The sequence below is a fragment of the Bradyrhizobium sp. G127 genome (genome assembly GCF_021502575.1).
In the GTDB taxonomy this organism is placed as follows: Bacteria; Pseudomonadota; Alphaproteobacteria; order Rhizobiales; family Xanthobacteraceae; genus Afipia.
This window is the reverse complement of record NZ_JAKFGN010000002.1, coordinates 93,612-109,836: the sequence shown is the minus strand read 5'-3', so window position 1 is coordinate 109,836 and position 16,225 is coordinate 93,612. Positions and strand designations below refer to the sequence as shown.

11 protein-coding genes and 2 tRNA genes are annotated in these 16,225 nt (G+C 63.9%); 6 read left to right on the top strand and 7 right to left on the bottom strand.

Going from position 1 to position 16,225, the window contains the following annotated elements; all coding sequences use genetic code 11:
• The first annotated feature begins 291 nt into the window (after positions 1-291).
• Both LVY71_RS12430 and LVY71_RS12425 read left to right on the top strand, forming a co-directional pair.
• Positions 292-365 (top strand) — tRNA-Cys (locus LVY71_RS12430).
• A 245-nt stretch (positions 366-610) separates the two neighbouring features.
• Positions 611-838, top strand: coding sequence for a hypothetical protein (locus tag LVY71_RS12425; protein ID WP_235100199.1), 228 nt, complete (start codon positions 611-613; stop codon positions 836-838).
• Between the two features lie 75 nt (positions 839-913).
• Here the strand turns inward: LVY71_RS12425 and LVY71_RS12420 are convergent, their stop codons facing one another.
• Positions 914-1,585, bottom strand: coding sequence for an outer membrane protein (locus LVY71_RS12420; RefSeq protein ID WP_235100198.1), 672 nt, complete (start codon positions 1,583-1,585; stop codon positions 914-916).
• 387 nt (positions 1,586-1,972) lie between these two features.
• Here LVY71_RS12420 and LVY71_RS12415 point away from each other — a divergent pair.
• The 3 genes from LVY71_RS12415 (at position 1,973) to LVY71_RS12405 (ending at position 2,651) form a co-directional block, all read left to right on the top strand.
• Positions 1,973-2,047, top strand: a tRNA-Asn gene (locus tag LVY71_RS12415).
• Positions 2,048-2,166: 119 nt separating this feature from the next.
• Entirely contained in the window at positions 2,167-2,493 is a 327-nt protein-coding gene (locus tag LVY71_RS12410; protein WP_235100197.1) for a hypothetical protein, read from the top strand.
• Positions 2,490-2,651: a hypothetical protein gene (locus tag LVY71_RS12405; protein ID WP_235100196.1), complete on the top strand. Its 162-nt coding sequence runs from the start codon at positions 2,490-2,492 to the stop codon at positions 2,649-2,651. Before LVY71_RS12410 ends, LVY71_RS12405 begins: the two co-directional genes overlap by 4 nt.
• 22 nt (positions 2,652-2,673) lie before the next feature.
• Here LVY71_RS12405 and LVY71_RS12400 read toward each other — a convergent pair whose 3' ends face one another.
• The 6 genes from LVY71_RS12400 to LVY71_RS12375 form a co-directional block, all read right to left on the bottom strand.
• Positions 2,674-3,435 carry a tRNA-uridine aminocarboxypropyltransferase gene (locus tag LVY71_RS12400; protein ID WP_235100195.1) on the bottom strand — a complete coding sequence of 254 codons (762 nt, stop codon included), beginning with the start codon at positions 3,433-3,435 and terminating at the stop codon, positions 2,674-2,676.
• A gap of 59 nt (positions 3,436-3,494) precedes the next feature.
• Positions 3,495-5,426 (bottom strand): ABC transporter ATP-binding protein/permease, encoded by a 1,932-nt coding sequence (locus LVY71_RS12395; RefSeq protein ID WP_235100194.1) that lies wholly within the window; start codon positions 5,424-5,426, stop codon positions 3,495-3,497.
• A gap of 61 nt (positions 5,427-5,487) precedes the next feature.
• Positions 5,488-8,598, bottom strand: a complete 3,111-nt coding sequence (locus LVY71_RS12390; RefSeq protein WP_235100193.1) for an efflux RND transporter permease subunit — start codon at positions 8,596-8,598, stop codon at positions 5,488-5,490.
• Positions 8,598-11,750, bottom strand: coding sequence for an efflux RND transporter permease subunit (locus LVY71_RS12385; RefSeq protein WP_235100192.1), 3,153 nt, complete (start codon positions 11,748-11,750; stop codon positions 8,598-8,600). The genes LVY71_RS12390 and LVY71_RS12385 overlap by 1 nt, the downstream gene beginning before the upstream one ends.
• Before the next feature lie 34 nt (positions 11,751-11,784).
• The gene (locus tag LVY71_RS12380; RefSeq protein ID WP_235100191.1) at positions 11,785-13,140 is read right to left on the bottom strand and encodes an efflux RND transporter periplasmic adaptor subunit; all 1,356 of its coding nucleotides are present in this window, start codon (positions 13,138-13,140) and stop codon (positions 11,785-11,787) included.
• Positions 13,130-14,536: an efflux transporter outer membrane subunit gene (locus LVY71_RS12375; protein WP_235100190.1), complete on the bottom strand. Its 1,407-nt coding sequence runs from the start codon at positions 14,534-14,536 to the stop codon at positions 13,130-13,132. Before LVY71_RS12375 ends, LVY71_RS12380 begins: the two co-directional genes overlap by 11 nt.
• 373 nt (positions 14,537-14,909) lie before the next feature.
• Here LVY71_RS12375 and LVY71_RS12370 point away from each other — a divergent pair, with 373 nt between their 5' ends.
• Positions 14,910-16,223, top strand: coding sequence for an NAD(P)/FAD-dependent oxidoreductase (locus LVY71_RS12370; RefSeq protein WP_235100189.1), 1,314 nt, complete (start codon positions 14,910-14,912; stop codon positions 16,221-16,223).
• The last annotated feature ends 2 nt before the right edge of the window (positions 16,224-16,225 follow it).

Here is a 16,225-nt window from a genome sequence, read left to right as displayed (position 1 = left end):
AATCCGTTAGCGCAGCATCTTCATCGTCGGACAAGAAGACGAAGTGATGCGGTTTTGAATTTGCGTTCGAAGGACCGCGCGGTCCAGCGACGTGAGGTCTTTGCGCTACATTCAACTTCCCACCTCTTGGTATCGATGTAGGACGAGGTGCCTCCGCCGGGGTGTCTAGGAAGAACAGAACCAGTAGTGTGTTTCAGAAACGACACGGAAATGCATTTTAGAATTCGCAACCGACCGCCCCTCGCGAGGTTGCCTAGCTGATTGATAGCCGATAAGTGTTTCGCGCAGTGGGGCCACGTGGCGGAGTGGTTACGCAACGGTCTGCAAAACCGTGTACACCAGTTCAATTCTGGTCGTGGCCTCCATTAATCTTTTCAGCAGGTTATGCGCTTTTCATAAGAAGTTGCTGAAATCGAGCGCCGCCTCCCCAATCTCACGGAACATCTCTCCCCATCAGGATTTGATCACAGGCACCATCCGCGCAACGGTGTGAATGGCGTGACGGATGCAGCGCATTAATCGCGCTGCCGTTCGTTTCGCTCAAACCCGCTGCCGGCGTGCATTTGATTTTAACTGAAGGAGCGAAGCGCGCTTCGCCTATGGTTTTGTCATGGACACTCGCACACGTCTTTCCTGGCTCATCTTCGGCATGACCAATGCCGTTCTGTTCGGCATGGGTCTCGTGCCCGTTCTGACGATCAAGCCCTGGTCGGAACACGCGGCCATTTTGATACCTCTGGTGGTGCTCGCAAGTTTTGTGCTGGCCTTTCCGATTGCGTGGTGGCTGGTCCCCTGGATGCGCGCGCGATACGAGCGCCGCCGGTCCCTGATGCAGTAGGGAGTGGCGCAGCGCGCGAATGCAAAAGGCCCCGGCTTGGGCCGAGGCCTGAGTTGAAACTGGAGACGACTGTTCTCAGTAACCGAAGCGATAGTTGATGCCGCCCTTCACGGTGTGAAGCGTGGTGCCGAGTTCAAGGCCGCCGAAATAGGTCTGGGTGCCGAGATCGGCATAGAGATATTCGACCTTCGCGGACCAGTTGGGCGCGAAGCCATATTCAACTCCGCCGCCTGCCGCCCAGCCGGAGTGAAACTGGCTGTCCGACGCCGAGAGGCCGAGGATGGTCGCATCCACCTTGTTGCTGGCCCACGCATAGCCGGCCTTGCCGTAAATCAGCGCGTTGCTGAGCGCGAAGCCGGCGCGGCCGGTCACCGTGCCGAAGGCCTGAATCTTGGTGCTGACGGCGACGCCCGGTGCGGCTTCGGAATACTGGATTCCGGCGCCCGCTGCGTCGGCCTCGAGGCCGAACACGAACTGGCTGCCGGGCGCCTGCCAGTTGTAGCCGATGGTGCCGCCGCCGAAACCACCCTTCAAGGCATCCGAGGTCCCGGTCACCGTACCGATCCCGGTAATGCCGACCGTGACTTCGTCCGACCATGCGTAGCCGCCCATCGCGCCGACATAGAAGCCGGACCAGTTATAAGCGGGCGAAACCACCGGCGTCTTGTAGGTGCGGGCTGGCAGATCCGCTGCCGCGGCGGCCGTGGTGGTTGCAAGAAGTGCCAGCGCAATAAGCCTTAAATTCATCGGAAGCCCCCAAAATCATGAATTCGATGGGGGCATTCTCGGCCCTGTCCACCTGGTGGATCAAGCTGAAAATACAACCTTTGCGTGTTTTAACGACGTATTGCGCTTTTTAAGCAACATGGACCCGCACGCACGTCGTCCGCGAGCCAGACGAACATGGTGGGCATCGCCGCCCTCTTTGCCCGAAGCCGCGATCTCGTGACGCCGATGAGGATGCAGTGGCTGGATTCCCGCCCGGGCGCGGCGAAGGGCCGAAGTGCGCCGTTGAATTGCGGGCGCGGCCGCCAAATTCCCTTGCCGTTCGTGCACTTCCGCATTTTCGCGATTAACGCTTTGCAAGACTCGGGGCCTTTGTTATATGCGGCCCCATTGCTGCTTCAGCAGTATTCCTCGGTAGCTCAGCGGTAGAGCATTCGACTGTTAATCGAATGGTCGCTGGTTCGAATCCAGCCCGGGGAGCCAACAAATTCAATCACTTGCCAGATTCACCTGCCACGTTCCGCCTTGCGGAGGATAACACGCGTATATAGCTCCCGTGACTGAGGGGGCTGCGGGCTATCCGGGACACAGGTGGGTTTCACGTGAGCGCAGAAGCCAGAGCCGAACTTGATCGCCACTTCGAGTGGTTTGCCGAGCGGCTTCCGGAGAAGCCGGCCCGTTTCGTGCGCTGGGTGCGGCAGCCGTCCTCGATGTGGGTGCGGATTCCCGTGGCGGCGCTGCTCATCCTGGGCGGCATTCTCAGCTTCCTGCCGGTGGTGGGACTCTGGATGTTGCCGCTCGGCCTGCTCCTGATCGCACAGGACGTTCCCTTCCTGCAGAAGCCGCTGGCCGATGCACTCGGATGGATGGAACGCAAGTGGATGGAGCGGAAGGCCAAGGCCGCGGTCCGCGCCAAGGACCGCGAATGAGCACGCCGCTCGACATCATCGTTCCGGTTCTGATGTGCGCCGCCCTGCTGTGGTGGATCGGACGCGGAATGAGTTCGCGTTCGATGCTGATCGCCACCGCCGCGACGCTGGCGGTGATCGTGGGTGTGTTGTTGATCCAGAACGTCGGCGGATGGTGAGGTGAACGCGCGTTCGCCGCGGTCACGCGTGTGTTTTCGCCGATGATTTCTTGCCGCGCCGGTTTTCCGGACGCCGGTAGTCGCGCTTCTTCGGCTTCGGAGCCAGTTCCGGCATGGTAGTCTGCACGGCCTTGTACTGAGAAAGCATGCGCTGGAAGGTTGCGTTCAGCGTTGTCTCTATCTCGGGACGGCCTTCGAGCCGGGAGAGCACCAGTCCGGCCGCCTCGATGGTCGAGAGGCCATCGCTGCGCGGCTCCTTGCGCAGCTTGCCATAAAGCGACGGACGCGCGGGGCCGAGAATGATGCGGCGGCATTTCAGCATCCACGCATTGCGCCACCACAGCGCCTTGGCCTGGCTCCACGTGCCGTCGAGCAGCACGATGCCTTCGATGTCTTTCAGGATCGAGCGCTGGTTGTCCTCGATCTCGCCCTTGCGATCGATGGCGACGACGTCGCGTTCGGTGGCGAGGTCGGCGACCTTGGCCGAGCCAAGATAAAGGATCGCCCAGTCCTGCGGATCGACGCTGCGCCCGAGCGCCTTGGACAGGCTCGGCCATGACAGCCCGATCTTGAGGGTGGCTTTCTTGAAATGCTGCGCCGTCAGCCGCGCCGTGCCGAGCGCCCTGTCCTGCTCCTGCGGATGCTGCAGGATCAAGAGTTCGATCTTGTTGTTGATGGGCTCAATGCTGTCGCAGATGCACAGCGGCAGCGGCTTGCCGCAATGAGGGCATTCCTCGATCTCTTCAGCGGTATCGGCGGCAACAGTTTTGGCGGATTTGGACATGGCCCGGCTATACGCTCCGCGCCCGGCGTCAGCAACCGGTCAGGGGCCAATTGCGGGCCTCAGGCCGCCCGTGTCGGCGGATGGACGGTGCGTCCACGCAGCCAGCGGCCCAGCAGAAGCCGGCGGCCGCTGCGCGGGATCAGTTCGACATCGCTCACCAGCTTGGCACCACCCTTGCGGCGCTCAAGGGTAATCTTGCGTGAGTGAAACGCTTCCAGCTCCGGGCGATGGGCGACGCTGATGATGGTCGCATCCTTCAGTTCCTCGTTGAGTAGCCCCATCATGTTGTCCTGCCCCTTGGCATCGAGCGCGGACGTGGCCTCGTCGAGAACGATGATGTCGGGCCGATGCAGCAGCAGCCGCGCAAACGCGAGCCGCTGCTTCTCTCCGCCCGACAATGTCTGATCCCAGGGCGAATCTTCCTCGATTTTCTCCTTGAGATGGGCAAGACCCACCTTGTCCAGCACGTCGCCCATCTGCTCCATGGTCCAGTCTTCCGCCGCACCGGGATAGGCAACCGCGCGCCGCAGCGTTCCCGACGGGATGTAGGGCTTCTGCGGCAGCATGAACATGCGGCGGTCGGCATGAAAATCGACACTGCCGCCGCCCCATGGCCAAAGTCCCGCAATCGCGCGCACCAGCGTGCTCTTGCCCGTGCCGGACTCGCCGGACACCAGCACCCGCTCGCCGGGTTCGATCAGGATTTCCGATTGGCCGACAACGGCGGTGCCGTCGTCCAGCGTCACCGACAGATCGTTGAGCCGCAGCATCGCATTGCCTTCGGTCTCACCGCGCTTGATGCGATTTACTCCGTCTCCGGATTCCGCCCGCTCCAGGCCGTCGAGCGACATCATGAGCGAAGCGATGCGGCGCGCGCCGGCGTTCCATTCCGCCAGGCGCGGATAGTTGTCCACCAGCCAGCCGAATGCATGCTGGACGATCGTGAAGGCCGACGCCGCCTGCATGACCTGCCCGAGCGACATGCTGCCTTCGAGAAACTTCGGCGCGCAAAGCAGGATCGGGATCACCGGCGCGATCAGGTTCGATCCCTGCGAGACGATGGTGGTGCGCATGTGCTGGCCGCACAACCGCGCCCATTGCCGCAACACGCCGGTAAAAGATTTGTCGATGCCGGAGCGTTCTTCTTCCTCGCCACCGAGCAAGGCGATGCTTTCGCCGTTCTCGCGCACGCGCGTCAGCGTGTAGCGGTACTCGGCCTCCGCCTGGTTCTTGGCTTCGGACACCGACACGAAATGGCGACCGATGACGATCATCGAGCCGCTCGCGACGGCCGCGTAGATCACGGCCGCGACGACGAGAAAGCCGGGAATGGTCACGGTCGCGCTGCCAACGGACAGCGTCATCGCGCCGCCGATCGTCCACAGCACGACGATGAACGTCGCCGCCGACAGAAAGGCCTGCGTTACGCCCGCCGCAAAATCGACCGGCGCGTCGGTAGCCACCCGCAGATCCTCAGCAATGCGATATTCCGGGTTCTGGTGGTCGCCGCTGACGAGATTGAGCTGATAGTAGCGGCCGTTGGTCAGCCAGCGCGACACGACCGAATTCGTTAGCCATGCCCGCCAGCGGCGCTGGATGCTCATCCGCGTGAAGACCTGCGTCACGCCGAGCACCACGCTTCCGATCGCCAGCGGAAAGAACACGCCAGTCAGGTAGAAAACCCTGGCGGCGTCCTTCTTCTCGATGGCGTCGAAGATTGCCCTGTTCCAGACATTAATTCCGTACTGAAAGGTGATCTGCAGGACGATCAGAGCAAGCAGACTGAGGGTCAAAACCCACGCCAGACGGCCGCCGCCCTTGCCCCAGAAGCCCCGGGCGCTGATCGCGAACCGGGTCAGCAGGTAATCGCGCCTGATCTGCTCGGCTTCCTCGGGTGAAATCGCCGGATCGGCCTCCAGGATTTCCGGCGGAGGTGCTTCCACCGGTGCTCCGGTTTCAGAGGTAACTTCTTGAATTGGCGGTTTATTCATACCGGCTCAACGCAACCGGAACCCCGAAGTTCCATTGCCGCGTGCGCTGCCGCAAATACTTCTATTCCGCCGGAGTGGCGCTCGTGACCGGCACCGGCCGCTGTCGGCCGCGCAGCCGGTCGATTAGCAGATAGATCACCGGCGTCGTGTAGAGCGTCAGGATCTGCGACACGATCAGCCCGCCGATGATGGTGATACCGAGCGGCCTGCGCAACTCGGTGCCCGGCCCGGTCGCCAGCACCAGCGGGACTGCGGCCAGCAACGCTGCCATGGTCGTCATCAGGATCGGCCGGAACCGCGCGAGGCAGGCCTCGAAGATCGCGCCCTCCGACGACAGTCCGCGCTGCCGTTCGCCCTCCAGCGCGAAATCGACGATCATGATTCCGTTCTTCTTCACGATTCCGATCAGCAGAATGATGCCGATGAAGGCGATCACCGTCAGCGGCGTGTTGGTCAATTGCAAGGCGAGCAGCGCGCCGAGCCCCGCCGACGGCAAGGTGGAGATGATCGTCAGCGGATGGGCGAGGCTCTCATACAGCACGCCGAGCACGATATAGACCGCGATCAGCGCGCCGAGGATCAAGAGCGGCTGCTTGTTGGCGGTCTTCTGGCTGTCGGCGGCATTGCCGGCAAACTCGCCGCGAATGCCTTCCGGCATGTGAAGTTCTTCAATCGCCTGCTGGATGTTGTTCGTTGCGGTCTGCAGCGGCACGCCGTCGGGCACGTTGAACGAAATGGTGTTCGAGGGATACGACGCCTGATGGTAGACGGACAGCGGCGACAGCCCCCGCTCCATATGCACCACCGCCGACAGCGGCACCTGCGCATCGCCGGCGCCCGCGACATAAATCTTGTCCAGCGCCGATGGGTCGCCCTGCAATCGCGGATCGACTTCCAGCACGATCTGGTACTGGTTCCGCTGGGTGTAGATGATCGAAATCTGGCGCTGCGAGAAGGCATTGTTCAGCGCGTTGTCGATGTCCTGAACCTGGACGCCGAGGCTTGCGGCGGTCTTGCGGTCGATCGACAGGTTCAGCGCGAGGCCCGCGGCGTCGCGGTCGCTGGAGACGTCGGTGATGCCTTCGACGCTTTCGAATTTCTTCGCCACGATCGGCGCCCACTTCGCCAGCAAATCCAGATCGGAACTGATCAGCGTGTATTGATAGTTGGAGTCGCTCTGGCGGCCGCCCGCGCGCAAATCCTGCGCGGCAAACATGAACAGCCGGATGCCGGGCACCTGCCCGAGATTGCGCCGCAGCCGGTCGATGACCTGCGTGGTGGTCAGACCGCCGCGCTCTTCAAGCTCCTTCAGGCTGATGAACATGGTGCCGCGGTTGGCCCCGCCCCCGCCCGGCCCGCCGCTGCCGCCGAGGCTCGATCCGACGCCCGCCACCGCCGGATCGGCCATCACGATGTCGGCGATCCGCTGCTGCAGGCCGAGCATGGCCTGAAACGAGACGTCGGGCGATGCGCGGGTCGAGCCGATCACCAGACCGCTGTCGTCGGTCGGAAAATATCCTTTCGGCGTCTTGATATACAGCGTGACGGTCAGCGCGATGGTGGCGACGAACACCACCATGGTCAGGAACGGGAAGCGAAGCACGATGTGCAGCGTGCGTTCGTAGAATCTGACGATCCGGGACAGGCTGCCTTCGATCAGCCGGTCGAACCACGTCGCGTCCGGCGAAACCGTGGTCTTGATGTAGTGCGCGCAGATCATCGGCGTCACGGTCAGCGACACCACCATCGACACCAGGATAGCGAAGGTCAGCGTCAGCGAGAATTCGCGAAACAGCCGTCCGACGATGCCGTCCATGAAGATCAGCGGCGTGAACGCCGCCACCAAAGAAATACTGATGGACAGCACGGTGAAGCCGATCTGCTTGGCGCCGAGTAAAGCCGCCTGATACGGCTTCATGCCGTCTTCGAGATTGCGGTACATGTTCTCGATCATGACGATGGCGTCGTCGACCACGAAGCCGACCGACACCGCGAGCGCCATCAGCGACAGATTATTGATCGAAAATCCCGCGACCCACATCGCAGCACACGTTCCGGCCAGCGCCAGCGGCACGGAAATGCCCGCCGCGATGGTCGGCGTCAGCCGCCGCACGAACACGAACACCACCAGCATCACCAGAAACGCGGTCGCGCCCAGCGTCCATTCCATGTCCTCGACATTGGCGCGGATGGTGCCGGTGCGATCCGACAGAATGGAAATCTCCACCCCGCCAGGAATCCACTGCTTGAGCTCGGGCAGCAGCGCCTTCACCCGATCCACCGTGTCGATCACGTTGGCGTCCTGCTGCTTGGTGATCAGGATCAGCACCGCGGGCTGCTTGTTGAACCACGCTACGGAGCGGCTGTTGCGGGTGGCGTCGACGACATTGGCGACATCCGACAGCTTCACGAAATTGCCGTTGGCGCTCTTGATGACGATGTCGCGGAACTGCGCCGCGGTCCGCATCTGCGGATTGGTGGCGAGAGTCTCGCCGAGCACCGGGCCGTTGAACGCGCCGACCGGGCCGATGGCGTTGGCGTTGACGATCGCAGTGCGCACGTCGTCGCTGGCGATGCCCGCGGTCGAGAGCGCGCCGGGGTTAAGCTGGACGCGCACGGCCGGCTGGTCCGCGCCGCTCACCGTCACTTCGCCGACACCCGGCACCTGCGAAATGCGCTGGGCGATGACGGTGTCGGCGACGTCATAGATCGCGCTCGACAGCATGGTTTTCGAGGTCAGCGCGATGATCAGCACCGGCGAGGCCGCCGGATTGGCCTTCCGGAAATTCGGCAGCGTCGGCAGGTCGGTCGGAAGGTCCGACAGCGAGGCGTTGATCGCGGCCTGCACGTCGCGCGCCGCCTTGTCGATGTTGCGGCCGATGGCGAATTGCAGCGAGATGCTGGTGGTGCCCAGCGAACTGGTCGAGGTGATCTGGTCGATGCCGGCGATTTCGCCGAGCCGCCGCTCCAGGGGTGCCGCGACCGTGGACGCCATGATGGTCGGATCGGCGCCGGGCCGCGAGGCCGAAACCCGGATCGACGGGAAATCGACCGACGGGATGCTGGCGACAGGAAGAAAGTTGTAGGCGACGGCTCCGACCAGAAACAGTCCGATCGCCAGCAGCGTGGTGCCGACCGGCCTGCGGATGAATGGTTCGGAGAGCGAGGCCATTACTGGATGCCCTCGGTCGCTCCCGCGATCGGCGGCGACGGCTTGCCGGACTCGTCAGGCGGCACCGCGGCTTCGATCCGGCGATTGATCCGGTCCAGCGCAAGATAGATGACCGGCGTGGTGTAGAGCGTGAGGATTTGCGACACGATCAGGCCGCCGATAATCGAGACACCGAGTGGAAACCGCAGTTCGGAGCCGGTGCCGCTTTCAAGCGCCAGCGGCAGCGCGCCGAACAGCGCCGCCAGTGTCGTCATCATAATGGGGCGGAAGCGCAGCAGGCACGCCTGCACGATGGCGTCGTAGGCCGACATGCCCTGATGCCGCTCCGCTTCCAGCGCGAAGTCGATCATCATGATAGCGTTCTTCTTGACGATACCCATCAGGAGAATAATGCCGATCAGGCCGATCACCGACAGATCCTGCCCGCACAGCATCAGCGCGAGGATCGCGCCGACGCCGGCGGAGGGCAGCGTCGAGAGAATGGTGATCGGGTGAATGTAGCTCTCGTACAGCACGCCGAGCACGATATAGATCGTCACCAGCGCGGCGAGGATCAGCCACGGCTGGCCCGACAGTGACTTGGAGAACTCGGCGGCGTCGCCCGTATAGAGGCCCACGATGTTGCCCGGCATGCCGATGCGCGCCTCGATCTCCGCGACCTTCGCGACCGCGTTGCCGAGCGCCTCGCCCGGCGCGAGATTGAACGACAGCGACACCGCCGGGAACTGCGACTGGTGCGAAATCGACAGCGGCGCGGTGGTCCGCACGATGCTGGCGACGGCCTCGATCGGCACCTGCGCGTTGGGCGATCCGGTCGCGCCGGCCGCGCCCGGCACATACAGTTTCGACAGCACCGACGGATCGCGCTGATATTCCGGCAGCGCTTCGAGCACGACACGATACTGGTTGGCCTGTCCGAAGATCGTCGAAATCTGCCGCTGGCTGAAGGCGTCGTTCAGCGTGTCGTTGACCGCCTGCACCGAGACGCCGAGCTGGCCCGCACGCTGACGGTCGATATTGACGATGGCGCGAAGACCGCCCTCCTGCCCGTCCGACGAGACGTCGCGGAACATCGGGTCGCGGCGCATCTCCTGGATCAGCTTGTTCGACCATTCGACGACGGCGGCGGAATCGGTCGCAGTCAGCGTGTACTGGTACTGCGACCGGCTGGCGCGGGTGCTGATCTGAATGTCCTGCACGGCCTGAAAGTAAACCGTCATGCCGGGGATGGCCGCCACGCGCTGCTTGAGGCGATCCACCACCACAGAAATATCGGTCTTGCGCTCGCCGCGCGGCTTCAGGGTCAGGACGAGACGGCCGACATTGGTGGTCGGGTTGACCGAGCCCGCGCCGACCACCGAGACTACGCCGACGATGTCGGGATCGGCCTTGATCGCGTCGGCGACCTGGGTCTGCCGCAGCTTCATGTCGGTGAAAGACACTTCCGGTCCGGCTTCGGTGATGGCGGTGATCGACGCCGTATCCTGCAGCGGCAGGAAGCCCTTCGGTACGAACACATAGAGCGCGAGGGTGGCGATGATGGTGAGGAACGTCACCACCAGCGTGGCGCGCTGATGCCGCAGCACCCAGAGCAGCGTGCGGTGATAGAACGCGACCATGCGGTCGATCCAGCCCGAGAGCGTGGCGAGACCGGGCACCTGGAATTCCTCGTGGTGCATCTTCAAGAGCCGCGAGCACATCATCGGCGTCAGGGTCAGCGACACCACCGCGGATGTGACCACGGCGATGGTGAGCGTCAGCGCGAACTCCCGGAACATGCGGCCGACGAGGCCGGACATGAACAGCAGCGGAATGAACACCGCGATCAGCGAGACCGTCAGCGAGATCACGGTGAAGCCGATTTCGCTGGCGCCCTTCAGCGACGCCTCCATGACGCTCTCGCCGTTCTCCATATGGCGGACGATGTTCTCGATCATCACGATCGCATCGTCGACCACGAAGCCGGTGCCGATGGTCAGCGCCATCAGCGAGAGGTTGTCGAGGCTGAAGCCGGCGAAATACATGACCCCGAACGAGGTGATCAGCGACAGCGGCAGCGCCACGCCCGCGATCAGGGTGGCGCGCAGCGAGCGCAGGAAAATCAGCACCACCAGCGTCACCAGCACGACGCTGAGCACCAGCGTGAACTGCACGTCGCGGACCGAGGCGCGGATGGTCACGGTGCGGTCGCTGACAACGGTCAGGTCGACGCCGGCCGGAACGGCTTTTTGCAGCTTGGGAATTTCCTCGCGGATCTGCCGCACCACGTCGATGACGTTGGCGCCGGGCTGGCGCTGGATCTCGATGACCACGGCGGGTTTGCCCTGATACCAGGCCCCGGTCTTCTCGTTCTCCAGACCGTCGATGATCTGGGCTACGTCGCCGATGGTGACCGGCGAACTGTTGCGATAGGCGATGATGATCGGCCTGTAGGCGTCGGCGGCGGTGATCTGGTCGTTGGCGGCGATGGTGTAGGCCTGTTGCGCGCCGTCGAGCGACCCCTTCGGCCCCGATACGTTGGCGCCGGCAATCGCCGTGCGCAGGTCTTCCATCGAAATGCCGTAGGCCGCGAGCCGGGCCAGATCGGCTTGCACGCGCACGGCGGGTTTCAAGCCGCCCAGAATGGAGACTCGGCCGACGCCGGAAATCTGCGCCAGCCGCTGCGCCATCATGGTGTCGGCGAGATCGCTCATGGCGCGCAGCGACGAAGTGTCCGAGGTCATCGCCAGCGTCATCACCGGCGCGTCGGCTGGATTGACCTTGGCGTAGGTCGGCGGATACGGCAGGTTTTTCGGCAGCACCCCCGCAGCGGCGTTGATGGCGGCCTGCACATCCTGTGTCGCGCCGTCGATGTCGCGGTTGAGATCGAACTGCAATGAAATCTGGCTGACGCCGAACGAACTCACCGAGTTCATCGACACCAGCGACGGAATTTGTCCGAGCTGGCGTTCCAGCGGCGCGGTGACGAGAGACGCCGCGACATCGGGGCTGGCGCCGGGCAGTTGCGTCGTGACCTGCACGGTCGGAAAATCGACCTGCGGCAAGGCCGACACCGGCAAGAACCAATATCCGAGCGCGCCGCCGATCAGCAGCGCGACGCCGAGCAGCGACGTCGCGATCGGCCGGTGGATGAATGGCTCAGAGACGCTCATCGTCGCGCGCTCACAGGTTTTGCGTCAGACGGGATCACTGCGGCGCTTTCGCGCCGCCGCCCGCCGGTTGTTGTCCGCCTTGCGGAGAGGCCCCCTGCTCCTTCTGACCCCGGCGTTCGCCCTTCTCGCCGCGCTGGCCTTTTTCGCCGGGAGGGCCTTTCTGCCGGCGTGGTGCGAGGTCCGGCGTCGGCGCCTGATAATCCTTGCTGATCGTGACCTTCGCGCCTTCGGACAGGTTGGCGAAGCCGGTCGTCACCACCTGATCCTGGACCGTGATGCCCGAGGCGATCACGGCATTGGTCTCGGTCTGCTGCGTGACCTTGACCGTGCGCGCCGACACGATGTCGTTCTCGCCGATGACATAGACGAACGTGCCGGCCGGGCCGCGCTGAACCGCGGCGGTCGGCACCACGAGGGCCTTGTCGAGCGTCTGCACCTTGAGGCGCACGTTGACGAACTGTCCCGGCCAGAGCTGGAAGCTGGCGTTGGGAAACTCCGCCTTGACCTTCACCGTGCCCGTGGTCTGGTCGACCTGGTTGTCCATGCCGGTCACCTTGCCGGTATCGACCACGGTCCTGCCGTCGTTGCCAAACACGTCGACGGACAACGCGCCCGCCGCCGACGCGGCGTTGACGCGAACGATCTGCTGCTGCGGCAGGCTGAACTGGACCGCGATCGGCTGCAGTTGCGTGATCACCACCACGCCCGTCGCATCCGATGGCTGAACGATGTTGCCTTGATCGACCTGGCGCAGGCCGGCGCGGCCCGACAACGGCGCGACAACTTTGGTGTAGCTGAGGGTAGCCTGCGCATTGTCGATGGCCGCCTGATCCGACTTCACCTGCGCCTCAAGCTGCGCCACCAGCGACTTCTGAGTATCGGCCTGCTGCGCCGAGCCGGCCTTGGCCGTCGCCAGTTGCTGATAGCGGACCAGATCCATCCGCGCATTCGCGAGCGTCGCTTCGTCCTGCGCCTTCTTGGCCACCGCCTGATCGTACTGGGCCTGATAGATCGCCGGATCGATTTCGGCGAGCACATCGCCTGCCTTGACGTCCTGGCCTTCCTTGAAATTCACCGACAGCAGCTTGCCGCTCACCTGCGCACGCACCGTCACATTGTTGAGCGCGCGCACGGTGCCGACGCCGTCGAGATAGACCGGCACGTCCTCGATCCGCGGCATCGCGGCGAGCACCGGGATCGCGAGATCGGGCCGCGTTCGGGTCGCGGTCTGCGTCGGCTTGAAGTAGGTCCAGGCGATGTAGCCGAGGCCGCCGATGATCAGCAGCCACACCGCGATCGACACGGTTCGCCGCCGCGCGCCCGACGCCACGCGTGCAACGCCTTCGCCGGCCGCTTTGGCCTTTTCGTTCAGCTCGGGCTTAAAGAGCATCCGCAGGCCCTTCTGTTGTTCTTGGCGACCAGCCGCCGCCCAATGCCTGATAGAGAGTGACGACTGCAAGCAACTGGGCGAGTTGGAACTGCGCCAGCGAATCTTCAGCCTGAAATAGTGTCTGCTGCGTGTTTAGCACAGTTACGATGTCAGCCGTGCCGGCGCGAAGCTGCCGTTCGGACAGTTCGAACGCCCGGCGGGACGCCGCGACCACGGTACGCTGCAGCCGCAGCCGCTCGTTGGCCTGCTTGATGGTGGCGAGCGCCGTGTCCACATCGGCGAAGGCCGACACCACGGTCTTGCGATAGGTTTGCAGCAGTTCGTCCTGCCGCGCCTGCTGCAGGTCAAAGTTAGCCTGGATACGGCCGGCGTCGAAGATCGGCTGCGTCAGTCCGGCGGCGACGTTGAAGAACGCCGATTGCGGCGTGAACAGCATCGCCAGTTGCGCGCTCTGGTAGCCGCCCTGCCCGGTCAGTTGAATGCTCGGAAAGAACTGCGCCCGCGCGCTGCCGACGTTTGCTGTTGCTGAGGCCAGTTGATTTTCCTGACGCCGGATGTCCGGGCGCTGGGTCAGCAATTCCGACGGCAAACCGGGGGTCACGCGCGGCACGGCGATTTTTCCGAGCGATCCGCCGGTCAGCCGCACGCGCTCCGGCGGGCGCGCCACCAGCGTGGCCAGAATGTTTTCATTCTGTGCCAGCGCCTGCCGCAGCGGCGGCACAGATGCTTTTTGATTTGCGAGCAGGCTTTCCTGCTGCGCCAGATCGAGGTCCGAGCCGGTGCCTGCATCGACCCGCGCCTTGATCGCATCGTAAATGCGCTGCGCGCTGGCGATGTTGCGCGTGGCGATGGCGATGCGGTCCTGCGAGGCGACCACGTTGAAATAGGCCGTGGCGACGCTGGCGAGCGTGGTGAGCGCCACCACGTCGCGGTCGAAGCGGTTGGCGTTGGCGGTTTCTTCCGCCGCCAGCAGGGCGTCGCGGTTCTTGCCCCAGAAATCGATCTCGTAGCTCGCGCTGAGCGAAGCGCTATGATTCGTGACTTCGCCGCGGCCGCCGATCGTACTGCCCGACGTCACCACGCCGGTGTTGCTCGACGAGCGCGACCGCGAGCCGGAAAAACTTCCCGTCAGACTTGGCAGCAGCGCGGCCCCTGCGGTCTGCGCCAGCGCGTCCGCCTGCCGGATGCGGGCGACGGCGGCGGCGATGTCCAGATTGACGGTCTGCGCCTCTTCCATCAGGACGGTCAGCTCCCGGGAGCGGAAGCCGCGCCACCAGTCCAGCGTCGGTGGCTTGTCCTGGGCGGAACCCGTCGCCTCCTTGTAGACGGCGGGCACGTCCAGCGCCGGATCGGGCAGATCGGACGTGACAATGCAGCCGCTCAGAGTGACAGCCATCGCGAATGCGGCGCACAGGGCGAGCGGAGGCGACGGGACAACGCCACGCCTTACCTGGAGGGGGAACTCGAACACCGGGGCGCACACTTCTCCATAGAGCCAGAATCCCATTCTAGCGGGCTGTTCCGGCTGCGGACAGGGACGTTCCGGCGCGGCCCCCAAGACAAAAGCGACCTGTGTTCCTTCGGTGTCACACCCGGAATCGCAGTTAGGCCTGAAAATGCTGGGGTTCCGTGCCTTCATCGGGCCCGAGGCCGAATCGGCCTTACGAAGATTTCATGTTCGATCGGGATTTGGCCGAACATTCGAAGTCTTTGAAACTTCGGCCAAACCGCCCCGTAGCTCAAGCCTCTGGTGCAACGGGGGCTTTGGAATGCGCGTCGCGATCATTGGAACGGGAATTGCCGGCAATGCCGCAGCCTGGGCGTTGTCACAGCGATACCCGGTGACGGTGTACGAGCGCGAACTTCGCCCTGGCGGCCACAGCCACACCGTCACCGTCGACTATGATGGAACACCGGTCGCCGTCGACACCGGCTTCATCGTCTACAACGAACTCAACTACCCGGATTTCACCGCCATGCTCGCCCATCTCGGCGTCGAGACGGTCGAAAGCTGCATGAGCTTTGCCGTCACCGCCGACGGCGGGCGATTCGAATGGAAGGGCGGCGGCGATACCTGGCCGCAGACCGCGAAAGGCCTGTTCGCGCAGCCGCGCAACCTGCTCTCCCCCTCCTATCTGTGGATGCTGCGTGACATCCTCGCCTTCAACGAGATGAGCGTGAAGGATCAAGCCGACGGGACGCTGCAGAACCTGTCGCTCGGCGCGTATTTCACGATGCGCGGATTTGCGCCGCGCCTGCTGTCGGACTACCTCGCGCCGATGGGCGCGGCGATCTGGTCGGCGCCGGCCGACCGCATTCTCGATTTTCCGGCGGAAAACTTCGTCGCGTTCTTCAGCAATCATCGCCTGCTGCAATACGATCGCCCGACATGGCGCTCGATCAAGGGCGGCAGCCATGTCTATGTCGACAGGCTCACCGCCTCGTTCCGGGACCGCATTCGCCTCGGCTGCGCCGTGACCTCGATCCGGCGCACTGCGCATGGCGTTGTGGTTGATGACAGCCACGGCCGCACCGACACCTACGACCACGTCGTCATCGCATCCCACAGCGATCAGGCGCTGGCGATGCTGGCGGATGCCGATGCCAATGAGCGCCGCGTGCTCGGCGACATCCGCTATGCGCCGAACACCGTCTATCTGCACCGCGATCCGCGGCTGATGCCAAAGCGCAAACGCGCCTGGGCGTCCTGGAATTTTTTGCGCTGGAAACGCCACGGCACGCCGGTCAACGACGTCGCGGTGACCTACTGGATGAATCCGCTGCAGGGGATCGACGACTCGATGCCGCTGTTCGTCAGCCTCAATCCGCCGTTCGCTCCCGACCCTGCCCTGACCTTCGGGCGCTACCTGTGCGATCATCCGCAATACGACGCCGCCGCTTTTGCAGCGCAGAAGCGGCTGCCGGAGATTCAGGGCAAGCGTCACACCTGGTTCTGCGGCGCATGGACCGGCTACGGGTTTCATGAGGACGGGCTGCGCGCGGGTCTCGCGGTCGCGGACGCGCTGGGAGCGTCGGTCCCTTGGCGGCAGTCGCCCGAAGAGCTTGCGCAGGCAGCGGAGTAGAT